Annotated in this window: 18 protein-coding genes; 13 read left to right on the plus strand and 5 right to left on the minus strand. The window is 67.3% G+C overall.

Annotated elements, in window-relative coordinates:
- Nucleotides 1-209 precede the first annotated feature (209 nt).
- From AC1RHV_RS24360 to purU, 6 genes are all read left to right on the plus strand, one after another.
- Nucleotides 210-1,337 carry an MFS transporter gene (locus AC1RHV_RS24360; RefSeq protein WP_054457615.1) on the plus strand — a complete coding sequence of 376 codons (1,128 nt, stop codon included), beginning with the start codon at nt 210-212 and terminating at the stop codon, nt 1,335-1,337.
- Nucleotides 1,338-1,339: 2 nt separating this feature from the next.
- Nucleotides 1,340-2,002, plus strand: a complete 663-nt coding sequence (locus tag AC1RHV_RS24365) for a gamma-glutamylcyclotransferase (RefSeq protein WP_054457436.1) — start codon at nt 1,340-1,342, stop codon at nt 2,000-2,002.
- 105 nt (nt 2,003-2,107) lie between these two features.
- The gene (gene pdxH / locus AC1RHV_RS24370; protein ID WP_054457438.1) at nt 2,108-2,737 is read left to right on the plus strand and encodes a pyridoxamine 5'-phosphate oxidase; all 630 of its coding nucleotides are present in this window, start codon (nt 2,108-2,110) and stop codon (nt 2,735-2,737) included.
- A gap of 38 nt (nt 2,738-2,775) precedes the next feature.
- Nucleotides 2,776-3,300 carry a flavin reductase family protein gene (locus AC1RHV_RS24375; protein WP_492302176.1) on the plus strand — a complete coding sequence of 175 codons (525 nt, stop codon included), beginning with the start codon at nt 2,776-2,778 and terminating at the stop codon, nt 3,298-3,300.
- Nucleotides 3,297-4,406, plus strand: a complete 1,110-nt coding sequence (locus tag AC1RHV_RS24380; protein ID WP_492302177.1) for an NAD(P)/FAD-dependent oxidoreductase — start codon at nt 3,297-3,299, stop codon at nt 4,404-4,406. Before AC1RHV_RS24375 ends, AC1RHV_RS24380 begins: the two co-directional genes overlap by 4 nt.
- 79 nt (nt 4,407-4,485) lie before the next feature.
- Nucleotides 4,486-5,340, plus strand: coding sequence for a formyltetrahydrofolate deformylase (gene purU / locus AC1RHV_RS24385; RefSeq protein WP_054457443.1), 855 nt, complete (start codon nt 4,486-4,488; stop codon nt 5,338-5,340).
- A 3-nt stretch (nt 5,341-5,343) separates the two neighbouring features.
- On the opposite strand, the gene AC1RHV_RS24390 is transcribed toward purU, so the two are convergent.
- Nucleotides 5,344-6,291 (minus strand): LysR family transcriptional regulator, encoded by a 948-nt coding sequence (locus AC1RHV_RS24390; RefSeq protein ID WP_054457446.1) that lies wholly within the window; start codon nt 6,289-6,291, stop codon nt 5,344-5,346.
- Between the two features lie 125 nt (nt 6,292-6,416).
- Here AC1RHV_RS24390 and AC1RHV_RS24395 point away from each other — a divergent pair, with 125 nt between their 5' ends.
- Genes AC1RHV_RS24395 through AC1RHV_RS24405 form a run of 3 tightly spaced genes read left to right on the plus strand, consistent with a single transcriptional unit; the run spans nt 6,417 to nt 10,287 of the window.
- Nucleotides 6,417-8,117: an acyl-CoA dehydrogenase family protein gene (locus AC1RHV_RS24395; RefSeq protein WP_492302178.1), complete on the plus strand. Its 1,701-nt coding sequence runs from the start codon at nt 6,417-6,419 to the stop codon at nt 8,115-8,117.
- A 47-nt stretch (nt 8,118-8,164) separates the two neighbouring features.
- Complete coding sequence (locus tag AC1RHV_RS24400) at nt 8,165-9,148, plus strand: Bug family tripartite tricarboxylate transporter substrate binding protein (RefSeq protein ID WP_054457449.1); 984 nt, start codon at nt 8,165-8,167, stop codon at nt 9,146-9,148.
- 11 nt (nt 9,149-9,159) lie between these two features.
- Nucleotides 9,160-10,287, plus strand: a complete 1,128-nt coding sequence (locus AC1RHV_RS24405; RefSeq protein ID WP_054457452.1) for a CaiB/BaiF CoA transferase family protein — start codon at nt 9,160-9,162, stop codon at nt 10,285-10,287.
- A gap of 12 nt (nt 10,288-10,299) precedes the next feature.
- On the opposite strand, the gene ggt is transcribed toward AC1RHV_RS24405, so the two are convergent.
- A complete protein-coding gene (gene ggt, locus AC1RHV_RS24410; protein ID WP_492302179.1) occupies nt 10,300-12,057 on the minus strand; it encodes a gamma-glutamyltransferase in 1,758 nt (585 codons plus the stop codon).
- 125 nt (nt 12,058-12,182) lie between these two features.
- Between ggt and AC1RHV_RS24415 the strand changes: the two genes are divergently transcribed.
- On the plus strand, nt 12,183-13,088 hold the full coding sequence (locus tag AC1RHV_RS24415) for a LysR family transcriptional regulator (protein ID WP_054457455.1): 906 nt from the start codon (nt 12,183-12,185) through the stop codon (nt 13,086-13,088).
- An 88-nt stretch (nt 13,089-13,176) separates the two neighbouring features.
- On the opposite strand, the gene AC1RHV_RS24420 is transcribed toward AC1RHV_RS24415, so the two are convergent.
- On the minus strand, nt 13,177-14,169 hold the full coding sequence (locus tag AC1RHV_RS24420) for a tripartite tricarboxylate transporter substrate binding protein BugE (protein WP_054457457.1): 993 nt from the start codon (nt 14,167-14,169) through the stop codon (nt 13,177-13,179).
- A 241-nt stretch (nt 14,170-14,410) separates the two neighbouring features.
- Between AC1RHV_RS24420 and AC1RHV_RS24425 the strand changes: the two genes are divergently transcribed.
- Nucleotides 14,411-15,310: an AEC family transporter gene (locus AC1RHV_RS24425; RefSeq protein WP_175181109.1), complete on the plus strand. Its 900-nt coding sequence runs from the start codon at nt 14,411-14,413 to the stop codon at nt 15,308-15,310.
- 69 nt (nt 15,311-15,379) lie between these two features.
- Here AC1RHV_RS24425 and fumC read toward each other — a convergent pair whose 3' ends face one another.
- Nucleotides 15,380-16,774 carry a class II fumarate hydratase gene (gene fumC / locus AC1RHV_RS24430; protein WP_054457461.1) on the minus strand — a complete coding sequence of 465 codons (1,395 nt, stop codon included), beginning with the start codon at nt 16,772-16,774 and terminating at the stop codon, nt 15,380-15,382.
- 163 nt (nt 16,775-16,937) lie between these two features.
- Here fumC and tsaE point away from each other — a divergent pair, with 163 nt between their 5' ends.
- Entirely contained in the window at nt 16,938-17,477 is a 540-nt protein-coding gene (tsaE, locus tag AC1RHV_RS24435; RefSeq protein WP_054457463.1) for a tRNA (adenosine(37)-N6)-threonylcarbamoyltransferase complex ATPase subunit type 1 TsaE, read from the plus strand.
- Nucleotides 17,405-18,790: an N-acetylmuramoyl-L-alanine amidase gene (locus tag AC1RHV_RS24440; RefSeq protein WP_054457465.1), complete on the plus strand. Its 1,386-nt coding sequence runs from the start codon at nt 17,405-17,407 to the stop codon at nt 18,788-18,790. The genes tsaE and AC1RHV_RS24440 overlap by 73 nt, the downstream gene beginning before the upstream one ends.
- A 97-nt stretch (nt 18,791-18,887) precedes the next feature.
- Here the strand turns inward: AC1RHV_RS24440 and AC1RHV_RS24445 are convergent, their stop codons facing one another.
- Entirely contained in the window at nt 18,888-19,526 is a 639-nt protein-coding gene (locus AC1RHV_RS24445; protein ID WP_082401223.1) for a VTT domain-containing protein, read from the minus strand.
- Nucleotides 19,527-19,590: the final 64 nt, after the last annotated feature.

A 19,590-nucleotide genomic window follows, 5' to 3' on the forward strand; every position in this document is an offset into this window, starting at 1 on the left:
TGCGACTTCGCCCCTAGATAGCCGGCATCATGCGATTGGCGCCAAAATACGTTTGCGGCGCTGCAAAACAGCAGCGCCTCGACATAGGGCGACGATATGGCCAGAATGAACGCAGTTACGCCGTATCCGTGTCCATTTCTCATAGATCCCCCTCTTCGTCACCCAGTTCCCCAGAATTTTCCGGGGCGGTGCTTTTGTGCCTGCTGGCCATGATGAATCACGTGGCGCTCACTGGGGGACGGATCACGGTTTCCCTCACTGCGCTGCAGATGGGGCTGTCGACCTTCAAGGTGGGCACGCTGGTCGCGGTGTTCGCGGTGCTGCCCATGCTGTTCTCGGTGCGCGCCGGCCGCTGGGTCGACCGGGTCGGCATTGTGCGGCCGCTGGTCATCGGCACGGCCCTGGTCGCCTCGGGCACCGCGCTGCCCTTCATCTCACAGACCCAGTTCGCCCTGCTGATAGCCTCCTGCTGCATCGGCATCGGCTTCATGTTGCATCAGGTCGCCACGCAAGACCTGCTGGGCCACGCGGAACCGGCTCAACGGCTGCGCAATTTCTCCTTTATGTCTCTGGCGCTGGCGGGGTCCGGATTCTCGGGCCCGCTGATCGCCGGGCTCGCGATCGACCATCTGGGCACGCGTCTGGCCTTCGGCCTGCTGACCTTGGGTCCGTTGCTTTCGGCGGGCGGCCTTTATGTCTTGCGTCACCAATTGAAGGCGGTGGATTCGCAGCTGTCAGGTAAAAAAGAGGCTGAAAAGCGGCGCGTTACTGAATTGCTGGAAGTGCCGGCATTGCGCCGCATCCTGATGGTCAACACGATTTTGTCCGGCGCGTGGGACACCCATTTGTTCGTCGTGCCCATTTTCGGCGTCGCCATCGGCCTGTCGGCCACCACCATTGGCGTCATTCTTGCGTCCTTCGCGGCGGCTACTTTCGTTATCCGCCTGATATTGCCCTTCATCCAGCGCCGTGTGCGGTCCTGGACGCTGGTGCGGGTAGCGATGGCGACAGCCGCCATTGATTTCATGCTTTACCCGCTGTTCACCGACGTTAACGTCCTGATCGTGCTGTCTTTCATCCTTGGTCTGGCCCTGGGCTGCTGTCAGCCGAGTATGCTTTCCCTGCTGCACCAGCATTCGCCGCCGGGCCGCGCCGCCGAGGCCGTGGGCCTGCGGATGGCCCTGATCAACGGCTCGCAGGTGTCCCTGCCGTTGACCTTCGGCGCGCTCGGTGCGGTAATTGGCGTTGCCCCCCTCTTCTGGGCGTACTCCGTGGCCCTGATGGCCGGAGGCTGGGCCAACCGCAATCCCCCGATCGAATCTGAACGCAAAGCGTAGCCGTGAACATGCAGTCCTCTCCTCCCGCCGCCGGCAATTCCGGCGCCAGCCTGCCCTTTCGTCTTTGGACTGCGCAAGAGCGGCAGGAATCACTGGACGAGGCGCTGCGCCACTGGCAATCGGGCGAAGACGTGTGGGTCTACGGCTACGGCTCCCTGATCTGGCGGCCCGACTTCGACTTCGTGGAGCGCCGGCTGGCAACGCTGCGCGGCCACCACAGGGCGCTGTGCCTGTGGTCGCGGGTCAACCGCGGCACCCCGGAATGCCCGGGTCTGGTATTCGGCCTGGACCGGGGAGGCTCCTGCCGCGGGGTGGTCTACCGCCTGGCGGGCGACCAGGTGCCAACCTATTTCCCCGCGCTCTGGGAGCGCGAGATGTCCACTGGCGCCTATCTGCCCCGCTGGATCAACTGCGCCACCGATACCGGCACCGTGCGGGCGCTGGTCTTCATCATGAACCGGGACAATCCGGCCTACATCCGCGCCCTGCCCGAACCCGAGCTGCTGGCCATCGTGCGCCGCGCCGCCGGACGCTACGGCCCCTGCACCGAATACGTGGTGCAGACCGCCCAGGCGCTGCGCGCCGCCGGCATCCATGACGCCCGCCTGGACGCCATCGCGCGCCGGCTGGAGCTGGACGGGCACACCCTGCCGGAAGGCGCCTGAGGCCCGGCCTCGGGAAATCTTGCCTGCGCCCTGAGCGGGGTCAATGAGGGTACCGCCTCCCAGGCGGTATAAACTCCTTGTTATCAACGCTGAACTACTAGCCCCATGTCCGTCTCTGATCTGCGTCAAAGCTACGACAAGAACGTGCTGCTCGAAGGCCAGGCCGCCGCCTCCCCGTTCGAGCAGTTCACCCGCTGGTTCGACGAGGCCCTGGCCGCCAAGGTCCCCGAACCCAACGCCATGACCCTGGCCACGGTGGACGCCAGCGGCCAGCCCAGCGCGCGCATCGTCCTGATCAAGGGCTTCGATGAGCGCGGGTTCACGTTCTTCACCAATTACGAATCCCGCAAGGGCCTGGACCTGCAGGCCGAGCCGCGCGCCAGCCTGCTGTTCTTCTGGCAGCCGCTGGAGCGCCAGGTCCGCATCGAAGGCGTGGTCGAAAAAGTGGCCGGCGACGAGTCGGACGCCTACTACCACAGCCGCCCCGCCGGTTCGCGCATCGGCGCCTGGGCCTCGCGCCAGAGCCAGCCCATCACCCGTGAAGAGCTGGAAGCCCGCGAACGGGAATTCCGCGAGCGTTTCGGCGAACAGCCGCCGCGCCCGCCGCACTGGGGCGGCTACCGCCTGAAGCCCACCGCCTTCGAATTCTGGCAAGGCCGGCCCTCGCGCCTGCATGACCGCCTGCGCTATGTCGCCGACGGCCAGGCCTGGAAGATCGAACGCCTGTCGCCTTGATGCCGGGCGCCGCGCGCCCGCCCCCAATTAACGATTGCATGACCGCCTCCTCCCCTGATTTTGACGCCGCCTTTTTCCGCACCGCGCTGGGCCGTTACGCCACGGGCGTGACCGTCGTGACGACCGCCGACCCCGATGGCGCGCCCATCGGCCTGACGGTCAGCTCCTTCAACTCCGTGTCGCTGAACCCGCCACTGGTGCTGTGGAGCCTGTCGCGCAGTTCGTCGTCGCTGGCCGCCTTCGAGCAGTGCGAGCGCTACGTCGTCAACGTATTGGGCGCGGAGCAGATCGCGCTGGCGCGCCGCTTCGCCACCGGCAAGACGCCGGACCGCTACGCAGGCCTCACGGTGCATCGCGCGCCGGGCGGCACGCCCATGCTGGACGGCCACTGCGCCGCCTGGTTCGAATGCCACAACCGCAGCCGCTACGTCGAGGGCGACCATGTCATCATGGTGGGCGAAGTGGAGCGCTGCGGCCATAGCGGCGAGCCGCCGCTGGTCTTCCATGCCGGCGGTTTCGACCTGACCCCGGCTGGCGCCCGTTCGGAAAGGAAAACGCCATGAGCGTGGATGTGGATTGCGTCGTCATCGGCGCGGGCGTGGTGGGCCTGGCGATCGCGCGCGCGCTGGCCCAGTCCGGACGCGAGGTGCTGGTGGCGGAAGCCACCGAGGCGATCGGCACCGGCACCAGTTCGCGCAACTCCGAAGTCATACACGCCGGCATCTACTACCCGGCGGGCAGCCTCAAGGCCCGGCTCTGCGTGCGCGGCAAGCACCTGCTTTACTCCTATTGCGCCGAGCGCGGCGTGCCCTACAAGCGGCTCGGCAAGCTCATCGTCGCCACCACGACGGAACAGGCCGCGCAGCTGGAGGGCATTGCCCAGCGCGCCCGCGCCAACGGCGTGGACGACCTGCAGTTCATTTCCGGCGAGGACGCCATGCGCCTGGAGCCCGCGCTGCGCTGCACCGCGGCGCTGTCCTCGCCGTCCACCGGCATCGTCGACAGCCATGCGCTGATGCTCTCGTTCCAGGGCGACGCCGAAAACGCCGGCGCCCAGTGCGTCTTCCACACGCCGCTGGTGTCCGGCCGGGTCCGCCCCGAAGGCGGCTTCGAGCTGCAATTCGGCGGCGACGACGCCATGACCCTGAGCTGCAACGTGCTGATCAATTCAGCCGGCCTGCACGCGCCGGCGCTGGCGCGCCGCATCGACGGTCTGCTTGCGTCCAGCATCCCCAAGGATTACCTGTGCAAGGGCAGCTATTTCACGCTGTCCGGACGCGCGCCGTTCTCGCGCCTGATCTACCCTGTGCCGCAGCATGCCGGCCTGGGCGTGCATCTGACGCTGGATCTGGGCGGCCAGGCCAAGTTCGGCCCCGACACCGAATGGGTCGAAACCGAGGACTACACGCTGGACCCGGCCCGCGCCGACGTCTTCTACGAGGCCGTGCGCAGCTATTGGCCGGCCCTGCCCGATGACGCGCTAGCGCCCGGCTACACCGGCATCCGCCCCAAGATCTCCGGCCCCCACGAGCCCGCGGCCGATTTCGTCATCGCCGGCCCGGCCGCGCATGGCGTGCCCGGCCTGGTGAACCTGTTCGGCATAGAATCCCCGGGGCTGACCTCCAGCCTGGCCCTGGCCGAAGAGACCCTGGCCCGTCTGAACGGATGATCCCCACGCCGCGCATGCCGCGCGTGGCGCCATCAACAAATACTGTCACCTCTTCTCCTTTTTCTCCTCTCCCTGAACCATGCAGCACAACGACTACATCCTGACCCTGTCCTGCCCCGACCGCACGGGCATCGTGTACCGCGTCAGCGGCCTGTTGTTCGAATTGGGCTGCAACATCCTGGATTCGCAGCAGTTCGGCGACGAAGAGACCGGGCGCTTCTTCCTGCGGGTGCACTTCGACGTCCCGGTGGGCGTAGCCGCCAGCGACCTGCGGGCGCGGCTGGACGGGATGTCGGCGGAATACGGCATGGAGCTGAAGCTGCATGACGCCCGCCGCAAGGAACGCCTGCTGATCATGGTCAGCAAGCAGGGCCACTGCCTGAACGACCTGCTGTTCCGCGTGCACAGCGGCCATCTGCACGCCGAAGTTGCCGCCATCGTCTCGAACCACAACGACTACGCCAGCCTGGCGGCGTCCTACGGCATCCCGTTCCACCACCTGCCGGTCACCGCCGACACCAAGGCGGAACAGGAAAAGCAGGTGCTGGCCCTGGTCGATCAGGAAGGCATCGACCTGGTGGTGCTGGCCCGCTATATGCAGATCCTGTCGGAAGACATGTGCCGCGCGCTGAACGGCCGCGCCATCAACATCCACCACAGCTTCCTGCCCAGCTTCAAGGGCGCCCGCCCCTACCACCAGGCGCATGCGCGCGGCGTCAAGATCATCGGCGCCACCGCCCACTACGTGACCTCGGACCTGGACGAAGGCCCCATCATCGACCAGGACATCGAACGCGTGGACCACACGATGACCGCCCAGGACCTGACCCAGGTCGGCAGCGACATCGAATCCCTGGTGCTGTCGCGCGCCGTGCGCAGCCACGTCGAGCACCGCATCCTGCTCAACCGCAACAAGACCGTCGTCTTCCGCTGATCCTCAGCTTGCGGATCGCCGTCCGGCGGATTCGCCTGGCGGCGGATCCTCGGGCGCGCCTGCCCCCAGCGGGAACTGGCGCGCCGCCATTTCCACCGCCTTTTCCTGCAGCGGCGAACGCGCAGCCTCGGGCCAGATCATCTGGCTGACCGAGCGGGCCGCGTGCTCGAAGGCAATGAAGCGCGTCCCCGCCAGCCCGCTGCGCGACAGGCAGGCCGGCACGATGGACACGCCCAGCCCCTGCGACACCAGCGACGCCACGCTCAGCCAGTGCCTGACCTCGTGCCGGATCACGGGCATGAAGCCCGCCGACACGCACATGGACAGCACCGTCTCGTAATAACTGGGCGAAGCGGCCCGGGCGAAGAACACGAAGTCGTCCGCGGCCAATTCCGCCAACCGCAGGGATTCCCGGCCGGCCAGGGGATGCGCCTGCGGCAGGCACACCACGAAAGGCTCGGCCATCAAGTCGCGCGCCAGCACGCCTGGCGGCACCGGATTGGCATGGATGAAGCCCAGATCCTGCTCGCCGCGGCGCACGGCCTCGATCTGGTCATGGGAATTCAATTCGGTCAGCACATGTTCCACGTCGGGCAGCTCGGCGCGCATGGCGTTGAGCAGCGCCGGCAGGCCGCGGTACAGCATGGAACCGACGAAGCCGATGCGCAGCCGGCCGCGCAGGCCCGCGTCCACGCGCTGCACCAGTGTGCGCACCTCTTCCGCCTGGCGCAGCAACGTCAGGGCTTCCCGGTACAGCACCTGGCCGGCGTCGGTCAGCTCGACGTGGCGGCTGGTGCGGGTCAGCAGGCGCGCGCCGACGTTGTCCTCCAGTTGGCGGATGGCGTAGCTGAGCGGCGGCTGGGAAATGTGCAGCCGCGTGGCCGCGCGGCTGAAGTGGCGTTCTTCGGCCACGGCAATGAAATAGCGCAACAGGCGCGGATCCAGGTCCATTTGTCTCCCCTGGGACTGCAATCCATACTTTTTTTGGATTGTTCTACACACAAACAGTATTTGTATAGATTAATCCATGCAAGCACCATCACAGGCATCGTTCCCGTCTTCAGCAGGATGCCGCCATGGATACCCCCGTCAAGACCGCGCCCACCGCCGCCACGCCCGTTCCGGATTCGCGCGGACAAAACCTGTTCAGCGCGGACCCTTACGCCGAGGCGCTCAGCCGGCGCTACCTGCCGCCCGCGCTGCACGCCCACCTGCTGCCCCACCTGGAACGGCTGGGCGCGCTGGCAGGCGGCGTCATGGACGAACTGGCCGCCACCGCCGACAAGCACCCGCCCACGCTGTCCGTGCGCAGCCGCGCCGGCGCCGACGAGTCCCGCATCGACAAGCATCCGGCCTACGTCGAACTGGAGCGCCTGGCCTACAGCGAATTCGGCCTGGCGGCGCTGTCGCACCGCGGCGGCGTCCTGGGTTGGCCCGAACCCATGCCCGCGGCCGCCAAGTACGCGCTCAGCCATCTGTTCGTGCAGGCGGAGTTCGGCCTGTGCTGCCCGGTCAGCATGACCGACTCGCTGGCTCGCACCCTGCGCAAGTTCGGCGACCCGGAACTGGTCGAGCGAGTCCTGCCCGAAGTGACCTCGCAGGATTTCGATGCGCTGCGCCAGGGCGCCATGTTCATGACCGAACAGGGCGCCGGGTCCGACGTCAGCGCCACCGAAGTGACCGCCACGGCGCAGGACGACGGCACCTGGCTCGTCCACGGCGACAAATGGTTCTGCTCCAATCCGGACGCAGGCTACGCCATGGTGCTGGCGCGCAGCGAAGCCCAGGCCGGCCTGAAGGGCGTATCGCTGTTCCTGCTGCCGCGCGACCTGGCCGACGGCACGCACAACCACTACCGCATCCTGCGCCTGAAGGACAAGCTGGGCACGCGCTCGATGGCCAGCGGCGAGATCCGCCTGGAAGGCGCGGTGGCCTGGCTGGTGGGCGAGCGCGGCCGCGGCTTCAAGCACATGGCCGACATGATCAATAATTCGCGCCTGTCCAACGGCATGCGAGCCGCCGGCCTGATGCGCCGCGCCGTGACCGAGGCGGTCTATGTCTCGCAGCACCGGCGCGCCTTCGGCAAGCGCCTGATCGACATGCCGCTGATGCAGCGCCAGTTGGTCAAGATGACGGTCTGGGCCGAACAGGCCCGCAGCGTGATGTTCCAGACGGCGCGTGCGCTGGCCGACGCGGACCAGGGCGCGGCCGATCCGGCGCTGGCGCGCATCCTCACGCCGCTGATCAAGTTTCGCGCCTGCCGCGATGCGCGCAAGGTGACCGGCGACGCCATGGAAGTGCGCGGCGGCTGCGGCTACATCGAGGAATGGACCGAACCGCGTCTGGTGCGCGACGCCCACCTGGGCTCCATCTGGGAAGGCACCAGCAACATCGTGGCGCTGGACGTGCTGCGCGCCATCACCCGGGAAAACTCGCTGCCGGCGCTGCGCAGCCATATCGACGGCCTGCTGGCCGCAGGCCGCCCCTGCCCGCCCGAACTGGCCGACATGCAGGCGCGCGCGCTGGAGCAGACCTATGCCCTGGCCGAACACGCCGCGCAGGCCGACCGCCCCGAGCTGGCGCGCCAGGCGGCTTCGCTGCTGTACCACGCGGTTTCCATGGCCGCCCTGCGCTGGGAAGCCACCGAACCCGGCCTGGAAAGCCGCGCGCTGCTGGCCGACCAGGTGCTGCAGCATCGCCTGGGCCCGCGCGATCCCTATGCCATTGCGGCCGACGAAAGCACGGCGTGCCGCGCCATCCTGCAATACGCGCTGTAAGAACCGACGCCGGCGGCACAGCCGGCGCGCAACCACTGGAGACAAGCATGAACCGAACCTTCGCCCCTTTGCTGCTGGCGGCTGCCGCCGCCATCGCCCCCGCCGCACCCGCGCTGGCCGCGGACGCCTATCCCTCGGCCCGGCCCGTGACGCTGATCGTGCCCTTCCCGCCGGGCGGTCCCACCGACGCCCTGGCGCGCAGGCTGGCCGACAAGCTGCGGCAACCGCTCAACCAGAACGTCATCGTCGAAAACCGCGCAGGCGCCGGCGGCAACATCGGCTCCGAGTACGTGGCGACCGCCAAGCCGGACGGCTACACCCTGCTGTTCGGCACCTCGGGGCCGCTGGCGATCAACGTCAGCCTGTACAAGAAGCAGGGCTACAACCCCGAGACCAGCTTCGCGCCCATCATCCGCATCGGCCACCTGCCCAACATCCTGGTGGTGAACCCGTCGGTGCCCGCCAACAATGCGCAGGAACTGATCGCCTACGCCAAGAAGAATCCGGAAAAGCTGAGCTACGCCTCGTCGGGCAACGGCGCCTCGTCGCACCTGGCCGGCATTCTCTTCAACAATATGGCCGGCACCCAGATCATGCACATCCCCTACAAAGGCACGGGACCGGCCCTCAATGACCTGCTGGGCGGGCAGGTGTCGATGTCGTTCACCGACATCCTCACCGCGCTGCCCTACATCAAGGCGGGCAAGCTGCGCGCCATCGGCCTGGCCAGCGCCCAGCGCTCGGATGCGCTGCCCGACCTGCCGACGCTTTCCGAGCAGGGACTCAAGGGCTACGACGTCAGCGTCTTCTTCGGCATCGTCGCGCCCAAGGGCACGCCGGCTGACGTAGTGGACACGCTGAACCGCGCCTTCAAGACCGCGCTGTCCGATCCCGAGGTCGCGCAGACGCTGCGCAGCCAGGGCATCGTCGAAGCCCAGGACCAGACGCCGCAGGGCCTGGCGACCTTCATCTCGGCCGAAGTGCCCAAATGGCGCGACCTCATCAAGAGCGCCCACGTTTCCATCGACTGAACGGACCCCACATGGCTGCAACCCTGCCCAACGCCGGCGCGCTCGCCGGCTGCAAAGTGATAGACCTGTCGCGCGTGCTGGGCGGCCCCTATTGCACGCAGATCCTGGCCGACCACGGCGCCGACGTGCTGAAGATCGAGCCGCCCGGCGGCGACGAGACGCGCGGCTGGGGCCCCCCCTTCCTGGGCGATACGGCGTCCTACTTCATCGGCGTGAACCGCAACAAGGACGGCATGACGCTGGACCTGTCGCAGCCCGCTGGGCAGGAATTGCTGCGCCATCTGCTGGCCGACGCCGATGTGCTGGTGGAGAACTTCAAGCCCGGCACGCTGGAGAAATGGGGCCTGGGATACGACACGCTGAGCCGCGACTTCCCCGCTTTGATCCATTGCCGGGTCAGCGGCTTCGGCGCGGACGGTCCGCTGGGCGGCCTGCCCGGCTACGACGCCTGCGCCCAGGCCATGTGCGGCCTGATGAGCGTGAACGGCGATGCGGACGGCGAAGCCACCCGGGTCGGACTGCCGGTGGTGGACATGGTGACCGGCCTGAACGCGGCCGTGGCCATCCTGCTGGCGCTCAATGAGCGTACCCGCAGCGGCCTGGGACAGTTCCTGGACATCACGCTGTACGACTGCGCCCTGTCGCTGCTGCATCCGCACGCGCCCAATTACTTCTACAGCGGCAAGGTGCCCGCGCGCAGCGGCAACGCGCACCCGAACATCGCGCCCTACGAAACGCTGCCCACGGCCAGCGGCCCGATCTTTCTCGCGGTCGGCAACAACCGCCAGTTCGCGCAGCTGGCTCAGGCTTTGGAAGCGCCAGGATTGGCGGACGATGCGCGCTACGCCACCAACGCCGACCGCCTGCGCAACCGCTCATCCTTGCGCGACGACCTGTCCGCGCTGCTGGCGGGCCACGACGCCGCTGCGCTGGCCGACCGTCTGCTGCGTGGCGGCGTCCCCGCCGCCGCCGTACAGACCGTGGACCAGGCCTTGGCGCATCCACATACCCGCCATCGCGGCATGGTGCTGGAGCAAGGCGACTATCGCGGCGTGGGTTCGCCGATCAAGCTGTCGCGCACGCCAGCCACGTTGCGCAAGCTGCCGCCGACGCTGCGTCCCGCCGACGCCGGCGAATAGGCCCGTGCGGCCTCAGCCGCCCTGGGCCACGCCTTCGCGGCGCGGATCGGCGCCGCCCTGCAGGCCGCCAGCATCGATCACGATGCCGTGGATGCCGCTGGGGAATTCGGTGATGCGCACCGGATGCCCCATGCGCTCAAGCTCTGGCGCCAGCGCCTCCAGCGCGGTGCCCTTCTCCAGCTCGGTCTCCTTGTTGCGGCTGCCCATGTTCGGCAGGTCGATGGCCGCCTGGATGTCCAGGCCCCAGTCCAGCACGCCCACAATGGTCTTGGCCACATAGTTGATGATGGCGCTACCGCCCGGCGACCCCACCAGCAGATAGGGCTTGCCATCGCGCAGCACGATCATCGGCGCCATCGAGCTGCGCGGGCGCTTGCCCGGTTCGACGCGGTTGGCGACGAGGCGGCCCTCGGGATCCTTGTAGGACGAGGAAAAATCCGTCATCTCGTTGTTCAGCAGGAAGCCGCGCACGAAGATCTTGCTGCCGAACTCGTTTTCGATGGTGGTCGTCATGCTCAAGGCATTGCCCTGGGCGTCCACCGCCACCAGATGGCTGGTCGAGGGCAGCGCCCACGCGTCGTCCTTGCCCAGCGACAGCAGCTTGCCTTCCGGATCGCCGGGCAGCGCCACCTTCATGCTGCGGTCCGGCTGGATCAGCGCGCCGCGCGCGCGCAGGTAGGCGGGGTCCAGCATGGCGCGCACCGGCACCCGCACGAAGTCCGGATCGGCCACGTAGAAATCGCGGTCGGCGAACGCCAGCCGGCCAGCTTCCGAAAAGTAATGCACCGCCTCCAGGCTGCCCGGCTTGTAGCGGGCGAGGGGGAACTGCTCCAGTTCGCCCAACATCTGCAGCACCGCGATCGGGCCGCTGCTGGGCGGCCCCATGCCGCACAGCTGGTAGCCGCGATAGGCGCCGCACACGGGATCGCGCGTCTCGGCGCGATAGCCCGCCAGGTCGGCCAGGGTCAGGTCGCCAGGCACGGCGTGGCCGCGTACGGCGGCAACGATATCCCGGGCGATGTCGCCCTGGTAGAACGCGTCCGCGCCTTGCTCCGCCACCGCGCGCAGCGTGCGCGCGAATTCCGGGTTCTTCAGCACGTGGCCCACCGGCCAGGGAGCGCCGTCCGGCGCGTAGAAGTAGGCCGCGGCCGCGGCTTGCGTGCGCAGTTCCTTGTTGCCGGCCAAAAGCTTATGCAAGCGCGGCGACACGGCAAAACCTTGTTCGGCCAGCCGGATCGCGGGCTGGAACAAGTCGGCCCAGGGCAGCGCGCCCTGCTCCTTGTGCGCCAGCTCCAAGCCTCGCAGCAAGCCCGGCACGCCCACCGCCAGGCCGCTGTTCACCGCGCGGGCGAATGGCACCGGCTTGCCGTCCGCATCCAGGAAACGTTGCGGCTGGGCCGCGGCGGGCGCGGTCTCGCGGCTGTCGTAGGTCTGGATACGGCCGCTCTTGGCCGAATACACCACCATGAAGGCGCCGCCACCGATGCCCGACGATTGCGGCTCCACCAGGTTCAGGACCAGTTGGGCGGCGATGGCGGCGTCCACCGCGCTGCCGCCCCGGCGCAGCATCTCGTCGCCCGCCTGCGTCGCCAGCGGATTGGCCGATGCCATCATGAAATGCGGCGCACGCACCAGTTGGCGCGTCTGTATGCCGCTGGCGGCCTCGGGGTTCAGGTCCTCGGCGGCCTGCGGCGTGCGGGCCCAGGCCGCGGGCATGGCGGCAAGCGCGGCGGCAAGCATGAGGGCGGCGGCGTGGCGGGGTGCGCGCATGGGAAGCTCCAGTGTGCGCCGGCTTTCCGGCAGGGGTTCATGATAGTCAAGGCGCCCGCGGCTGTCGCGACGCCAGCCGCATCCGGCTTAGAATCGCGGTTTCCGCCCACCGTCCCCACCGTGCCATGCGTTTGCGCCACATCGAGATTTTCGAAGCGATCCGCCGTACTGGATCCCTGACCGAGGCCGCGGCCGCGCTGCATATCTCGCAGCCCGCGGCCAGCAAGCTCCTGGCGCACGCCGAGGCGCAGCTGGGCTTCAAGCTGTTCGAGCGCGTCAAGGGCCGGCTCGTCGCCACGCGCGAAGCCGAGATCCTCACGCCCGAAGTCGCGCGCCTGAACCAGGACCTCAACAGCGTGCGCAGGCTGGCCGCCAGCCTGCGCGACCATCCCAACGGCCACCTGCGACTGGGCTGCGCGCCAGCGCTGGGCCTGGGGCTGCTGCCCGGCGTGGTGCGCGACAGCCGCGAGGCGCAGCCCGGCATCACCTTCGACATCCACACGCATCACAGCACCGAACTCGTACAGGGGCTGCTGACGCGCGAACTGGACCTGGCCATCACCTTCGACACCAACGACTATCCGGGCCTGACCCGCATGGGGCTGGGCCACACGGAGCTGGTGCACCTGAGCCGCAAGGAAGGCACGGGACCGCTGCCGCTGGCGGAGCTGACGGCCATGGCGGGCGACACGCTGATCGTGCTGGACGCGGCCGACGCCTCCGGCGCCCTGCTGCAGATGGCATTGGACGCGCAGGGCCTGGATCCGCAAGTCGCCATCCAGGTGCAAACGCACTACGTGGCCTGCGCGCTGGTGGACGCAGGCTGCGGCGACGCCATCGTGGACGCCATCACCGCGCAGGCGATGCTGCGTCCCGGCATGAACCTGCGCCGGCTGGACCCCGCGCTGCGCGTGCCGATCAGCATCATGGTGCGCAACCAGGATCCGCTATCAGCGCTGCACCGCGACTTCATCGAACGCTTGCGCGCCGCCTGCGAAGCGCTGCAGGCCGGACTCGACGCCGCGGCCTGAGGCGGCCGGCGCACAAAAAAAAGACGGGCGCCCGAAGGCGCCCGTCATTGCGTGCAGACAGGGCAGGCAGCGCCCGCCCCGCGCGGCATCAATCCAGCTTGATGTTCTGCTTCTTCACGACGTCCTTCGCCCAGTCATACTGCTCTTTGATTTCCTTGGCGAATTCTTCCGGCGTGTTGCCCGACGGCGCCGAACCCTGGTCGTCCAGCGCCTTGATGACCTTGGGGTCCTTCAGGGCCACCACGGCAGCGTCGCGCAGCTTGTTCACGACTTCCATCGGCGTGCCCTTGGGCGCCAGCAGACCGTACCAGACCGGCTGGTTCAGCACCGGGAAGCCGGCGTCCTTGAAGGTCGGCACGTCCTTGATCGAATCGATGCGGGTCGGCCACGCGATGGCCATGGCGCGCAGCTTGCCCGCCTGGATCTGCGGCATCGACGACGGCAGGTTGTCGAACAGGATTTCGATCTGGCCGCCGACGGCGTCAGCCACGGCCGGGCCCGAACCCTTGTACGGCACGTGCACGATGTCCGTGCCGGTGGCCATCTTGAACGATTCGCCCATCAGGTGCAGCACGCCGCAAGTGCCCGAGCTGCCGTAGGAGTACTTGCCCGGGTTCTTCTTCAGCTCTTCCAGGAAGCCCTTGAAGTCCTTGGCGGGGAACTTCGGGTTCACGGCCACCACGTTGGCGGTGTTGGCGAAGTTGGTGACCGGCTGGAAGTCCTTGATCGGATCGTAGGGCAGGTCATTGGGGCGGCAAGCGGGGTTCACGGCCATCGTCGACACGGTGGCGATCGACAGCGTGTAGCCGTCGGCATCGGCGCGCGCGGCTTCGGATGCGCCGATGGCGCCACCGGCGCCGCCCTTGTTTTCCACAACCATGGGCTGGCCCAGTTCCTGGCTCATGCGCTGCGTCACCAGGCGCGCGATGATGTCGGTCGAGCCGCCAGGCGCGAACGGAACGATCACGCGGATAGGCTTGCTCGGGTACTTGTCGGCAGCGAAGGCGGCGGAGGCGCCAAAGGTGCCGGCAACGCCGGAGGCCAGGGCAATGGCCACGGCCAGGGAGCGGACTTTATTCATAGGTGTGTTTCCTCCAATATGCGAGCCCGTGTGTGTACGGACCGTTGTGTGATGCGCCTGCCTGTAGACAGGTCAGCAATGAACGGCGGGAGGGCGCAAGTTCTGTGCGCAGGGAGAGCACTGCTTTTATAGGTTGCTTGTGGCACATGCGCCCGCCAGAATGACGGAGAATAGCAGCAAATGCTTACAGACGCATAGCGTCGGGATCCCCTTCTGACGCGCATCAAATACCTGCTCTCACATGTCCGTTGCCCTTCTGGTTTTCCCTGATTTCATGCTGGTCGCGCTGGGTTGGGCGCTGCGTCACAAACTGGATTTCTCGCGCGAATTCTTCGCCGGCACCGAGCGCCTGGTTTACTTCGTCCTGCTCCCCGCACTGCTGTTCCAGTCCATCCTGCGCACCCCCATCACCGCCGGCAACGCCGCCATGCTGCTGCAGGCCTGCGCAGCCGTCATCGCGACCGGCGTCGCGCTGACCTGGCTGGCGCGCTGGGCGCTGCGGCCGTCGCCGCTCAGCCTGGCCTCGTCCGCGCAATGCGGCTACCGCTTCAACACCTATCTCGGCCTGGCCTTGTCGGCCAGCCTGGGCGGCGCCCAGGGCCAGACGGTCATGGCGCTGATCGTCGGGTTCGCCGTGCCGATGGCCAACATGGCGGCGGTCTACGGCCTGGCGCGCCACAGCGGCGGCAACCTGCTGCGCGAACTGGCACGCAACCCGCTGGTCATTTCCACGCTGGCCGGCCTGGCCTGCAATCTGGCCGGCGTGCATCTGCCCGGCCCGCTGGACACGGCGCTGGGACGCCTGGGCGCTGCCGCGCTCGCGCTGGGCATCATGTGCGTGGGCGCCAGCCTTTCATGGGAAGGCGGCAAGGGCCATGGCGCGCTGATCGCCTGGATGCTCGGGGTCAAGCTGCTGGCGCTGCCCGCGGCGGCCCTGCTGATCGCGCATCTGCTGGCGCTGCCGCCGCTGGAATCGCAGATGCTGCTATTGTTCGCGGCCCTGCCCACCGCGTCCGCGGCCTATGTGCTGGCCATGCGCATGGGCGGCGACGGCCGCATGGTGGCCGTGCTGATATCGCTGGGCACGCTGCTTTCGGCGTTGACGATTCCGCTGTGGCTGATGCTCACCGGCGCAGGTTGAGCGGCAAGGCCCGACAACGAAAAAAGACCGCCGCGGCGGTCTTTTTTCATACACGCACAGGCCCGCTTACTAGGACTTGTGCGCGTTGGTCATGGAAGCCGGCACCACCCATTCGGCGAACTGCGCTTCGGTCACGTAGCCCAGCGCCAACGCCGATTCCTTCAGCGACAGGCCTTCCTTGTGCGCCTTCTTGGCGATCTGCGCGGCCTTGTCGTAGCCGATATGCGGATTCAATGCCGTCACCAGCATCAGCGAACGGTCGACCAGTTCGGCGATGCGCTCGCGATTGGGTTCGATGCCGGCGGCGCAATGCTCGTTGAAGCTGGCCATGCCGTCGGTCAGCAGGCGCACCGATTGCAGGAAGTTGTGGATCACCAGCGGCTTGAACACGTTGAGTTCGAAGTTGCCGCTGGCGCCGCCGATATTGATGGCCACGTCGTTGCCCAGCACCTGCGCCGCCAGCATCGTGATGGCTTCGCATTGCGTCGGGTTGACCTTGCCCGGCATGATCGAGCTGCCCGGCTCGTTCTCGGGAATGCTGATTTCACCCAGGCCCGAACGCGGACCGCTGGACAGCCAGCGCACGTCGTTGGCGATCTTCATCAGGCCGGCTGCCAGCGACTTCAGCGCGCCGTGCGCGAACAGCAGCGCTTCGTGCGAAGCCAGGCCCTGGAACTTGTTGGGCGCCGACACGAAGGCAGTGCCGGTGGCATGCGCCAGTTCGGCGGAAACCTTGGCGCTGAACTGCGGGTGCGCGTTCAGGCCCGTGCCCACGGCCGTGCCGCCGATGGCCAGCTGGTGCAGGCCAGGCAGGGTGGCGCGGATCTGCTGCTCGGCCAGGTCCAGCTGGGCCACGTAGCCCGACAGCTCCTGACCCAGCGTCAACGGCGTGGCGTCCTGCAGGTGGGTGCGGCCGATCTTGACGATGTCGTAGAACTCGGCGCTCTTGGCCGCCAGCGTGGCGCGCAGCGCCTTCAGCGAGGGCAGCAGATGATGCTCGACCTGCACCGCCGCCGCCACGTGCATGGCGGTCGGGAAGGTATCGTTGGACGACTGCCCGCGGTTGACGTGGTCGTTGGGGTGGACCTTGCGTTCTTCGCCGCGCACGCCGCCCATCAGTTCCGAAGCGCGGTTGGCCAGCACCTCGTTCATGTTCATGTTGCTTTGCGTGCCCGAGCCGGTCTGCCAGACCGACAGCGGGAACTCGTTGGGCCATTTACCGGCAATGACTTCATCGGCGGCGCGGACGATGCCATCGGCGATCTTCGGATCCAGTTCGCCCAGATCGGCATTGACCTTGGCCGCCGCGCGCTTGAGCCGCGCCATCGCTTCGACCAGGGGGACCGGCATCTTCTCGGTGGAAATCGCGAAAAAATGCAGCGAACGCTGGGTCTGGGCGCCCCAGAGGTGATCCTCAGGGACTTCGATGGGACCAAACGTGTCTTTTTCAATGCGGGTCTTCATGGCGCGTGCTACTCCGTGGCGACGTCGATTACGGCTGACGGCAGCGCGCCAGCCGCGAGAATGTTGAGAATGACAATCAGTTATAGGTTAGCAGAAACCCGCATTCCTATAATTGCGCAAACATCCGTGCTCCCTCCACCGTTTTTACCACTCGCCCCGCGCCATGTCCGCCCCTCTTTGCAGCCTGACCTTGCACCTGCCCGACGAAGCCGCCACGGAATCGCTGGCACGTCAGCTCGCCCCCCTGGTTTCCGGCGGCCAGGCCGGTCCGGCTGGGGGACATATCCACCTCCAGGGGGACCTGGGCGCGGGGAAAACGGCCTTCACACGGGCCCTGTTGCGGGAAAGCGGCATCACGGGACGGATCAAAAGTCCCAGCTACGCGCTGCTTGAATCCTATAAAGTTTCTAACTTATACTTCTATCACCTTGATTTTTATAGATTTAGTGATACGCGAGAATGGTTGGACGCAGGATTCCGGGATTTACTGCGTGACGACGCAGTCGTTTTGATCGAATGGCCGGAGCGGGCCGGGGGCCTTTTGCCCCCTCCCGACCTGCTGATTTCCCTAGCCTATGCAGGCGACGGACGCGACGCCACCCTGACCGCGTACACCGCTCGAGGACAAACATGGTTGAACGCGATTGTCCCCCCGCCCCAGTCGGCGCCCTCCCCTCGGCAGGCGCCACCCGGCGCCGCCTGATCAGCGTCGCCGCCACCCTGCTCGTCCTGCCGGTCCTGCCGCGCCTGGCGCAGGCGGCGACCATCCTGGCTGTGCGCACCTGGCCGGCCGACGAATACACCCGCGTCACGCTGGAGCTCGACAGCGAGCTCAAGGCTGAGCAGTTCACGCTTGAAAACCCCCACCGCCTGGTGGTGGACATTGAGGGACTGACCATCAGCGCGGCCCTGAACGACCTGGTTTCCAAGGTCCGGCCTGACGACCCCTACATCCAGAGCCTGCGGGTGGCGCAAAACCGCCCCAACGTGGTGCGCCTGGTGTTCGACCTGAAGCAGCCCGTGGCGCCCCAGGTGTTCACGCTCAAGCCCGTGGCCGACTACCAGTACCGTCTGGTGCTGGACCTGTATCCGAAGATCGCCCAGGATCCGCTGGTCGCGATCCTGAACAAGCAGACCGGCCCCGACGTGGACGACCCGCTGGCGCGCATCCTGGAAGACATCCAGCGCAACCCGGTGACCCGCGCCGATCCGCCCGAGCCGCCGCGCGTGCGCGGCCAGCAGCCGGCGCCCCCGCTGCCCACCGCGCCCAAGCCTCCGCCCGCCACCGCCAGCCGCGGCAAGCAGCGCATGGTCACCATCGCGCTGGATCCCGGCCACGGCGGCGAGGACCCGGGCGCCATCGGCAGCAGCGGCCTGCGTGAGAAAGACGTGGTGCTGCGCATCGCCCGGCGCCTGAAGGCGCTGATCGACAGCCAGCCCTACATGCGCGCCTATCTCACGCGCGACGACGACTACTTCGTGCCCCTGCACGTGCGCGTGCAGAAGGCGCGCCGCGTGCACGCGGACCTGTTCATCTCGATCCACGCGGACGCCTGGATCAAGCCTTCGGCCAATGGCTCGTCGGTGTTCGCGCTGTCGCAGCGCGGCGCCACCAGCGCCCAGGCGCGCTGGATGGCGGACAAGGAAAACGCGGCCGACCTGATCGGCGGCGTCAACCTTGGCAGCCACGACCGCCAGGTGGCCAAGGTACTGCTGGACCTGTCCACCACCGCGCAGATCAACGATTCGCTGAAGGTGGGCAGCGCCTTCCTGGACGAAATCAAGAAGATCAACCGCCTGCACAAGAACAGCGTCGAACAGGCCGGCTTCGCGGTCCTGAAAGCACCGGACATTCCTTCGGTGCTGGTCGAAACCGCCTTCATCAGCAACCCGCAGGAAGAAGCCCTGCTGCGCAGCACCTCGCATCAGGACAAGCTGGCGCAGGCCATGATGACGGGCATCCAGCGTTACTTCACCGCCAACCCGCCGCTGGCGCGGCTGGGCGATGTGAGCTGACGGCGACGTCTGCCGCCGCATGAAAAAGGGCGTTGCGCTTCACGGCGCAACGCCCTTTTCAATGTGACGCGTGTGCCGCAGCATGCGCTGCGGCGCTTCACGCGCCGCGTTTGGCCTTGATCAGCTTGAACAGGCCCGCCCCGATCACCGGCACGATGGCGGCGGCCAGCCCCAGCAGCACGATGGTATTCAAGTGTTCGCGCACCAGCGGGATGTTGCCGAAGAAGTAGCCCGCGGCCACCAGGCTCACCACCCACAGCAGCGCGCCCAGGATGTTGAACAGCTGGAAGCGCGACTGCGGCATGTCGGCCACGCCCGCGACAAAGGGCGCGAAAGTGCGCACGACCGGGATGAAGCGCGACATGACGATGGTCTTGCCGCCGTGCTTTTCATAGAACGCGTGCGTGCGCATCAACGCGCCGCGGTCCAGAAAGCGCAGGTTCATCGAAAACACGCGCGGCCCGATATAGCGTCCGATGAAGTAGTTCACCGTATTGCCGGTGATGGCGGCGACGATCAGCAGCCCGCCCATCAGGAACGGATCGATGTGTCCGGTCGCGCCGAACGCGCCCGCGATGAACAGCAGCGAATCCCCCGGCAGAAAGGGCAGCACGACCAGCCCCGTCTCCGCAAAAACGATCAGGAACAGCACCAGGTACACCCACACGCCATACTGCGCGACCCAGACGCCGAGCGTCTTGTCGATGTGGAGCACCATATTGAAGAATTCGAGCATTGAAGCAACCCTGCCAGCGGAATGGGATATCAGTCCGCGACTATAGCCCACCCGCCCATGACGC

The sequence above is a fragment of the Achromobacter sp. GW823-FHT04E03 genome (assembly GCF_058796095.1).

Bases quoted from the DNA above. Each gene is read 5' to 3' on its own strand.
- AC1RHV_RS24360 (WP_054457615.1), top strand. From the start codon at position 210: ATGATGAATCACGTGGCGCTCACTGGGGGACGGATCACGGTTTCCCTC.
- pdxH (WP_054457438.1), top strand. From the start codon at position 2,108: ATGTCCGTCTCTGATCTGCGTCAAAGCTACGACAAGAACGTGCTGCTC.
- AC1RHV_RS24375 (WP_492302176.1), top strand. From the start codon at position 2,776: ATGACCGCCTCCTCCCCTGATTTTGACGCCGCCTTTTTCCGCACCGCG.
- AC1RHV_RS24380 (WP_492302177.1), top strand. From the start codon at position 3,297: ATGAGCGTGGATGTGGATTGCGTCGTCATCGGCGCGGGCGTGGTGGGC.
- purU (WP_054457443.1), top strand. From the start codon at position 4,486: ATGCAGCACAACGACTACATCCTGACCCTGTCCTGCCCCGACCGCACG.
- AC1RHV_RS24390 (WP_054457446.1), bottom strand. From the start codon at position 6,291: ATGGACCTGGATCCGCGCCTGTTGCGCTATTTCATTGCCGTGGCCGAA.
- AC1RHV_RS24395 (WP_492302178.1), top strand. From the start codon at position 6,417: ATGGATACCCCCGTCAAGACCGCGCCCACCGCCGCCACGCCCGTTCCG.
- AC1RHV_RS24400 (WP_054457449.1), top strand. From the start codon at position 8,165: ATGAACCGAACCTTCGCCCCTTTGCTGCTGGCGGCTGCCGCCGCCATC.
- AC1RHV_RS24405 (WP_054457452.1), top strand. From the start codon at position 9,160: ATGGCTGCAACCCTGCCCAACGCCGGCGCGCTCGCCGGCTGCAAAGTG.
- ggt (WP_492302179.1), bottom strand. From the start codon at position 12,057: ATGCGCGCACCCCGCCACGCCGCCGCCCTCATGCTTGCCGCCGCGCTT.
- AC1RHV_RS24415 (WP_054457455.1), top strand. From the start codon at position 12,183: ATGCGTTTGCGCCACATCGAGATTTTCGAAGCGATCCGCCGTACTGGA.
- AC1RHV_RS24420 (WP_054457457.1), bottom strand. From the start codon at position 14,169: ATGAATAAAGTCCGCTCCCTGGCCGTGGCCATTGCCCTGGCCTCCGGC.
- AC1RHV_RS24425 (WP_175181109.1), top strand. From the start codon at position 14,411: ATGTCCGTTGCCCTTCTGGTTTTCCCTGATTTCATGCTGGTCGCGCTG.
- fumC (WP_054457461.1), bottom strand. From the start codon at position 16,774: ATGAAGACCCGCATTGAAAAAGACACGTTTGGTCCCATCGAAGTCCCT.
- tsaE (WP_054457463.1), top strand. From the start codon at position 16,938: ATGTCCGCCCCTCTTTGCAGCCTGACCTTGCACCTGCCCGACGAAGCC.
- AC1RHV_RS24440 (WP_054457465.1), top strand. From the start codon at position 17,405: ATGGTTGAACGCGATTGTCCCCCCGCCCCAGTCGGCGCCCTCCCCTCG.
- AC1RHV_RS24445 (WP_082401223.1), bottom strand. From the start codon at position 19,526: ATGCTCGAATTCTTCAATATGGTGCTCCACATCGACAAGACGCTCGGC.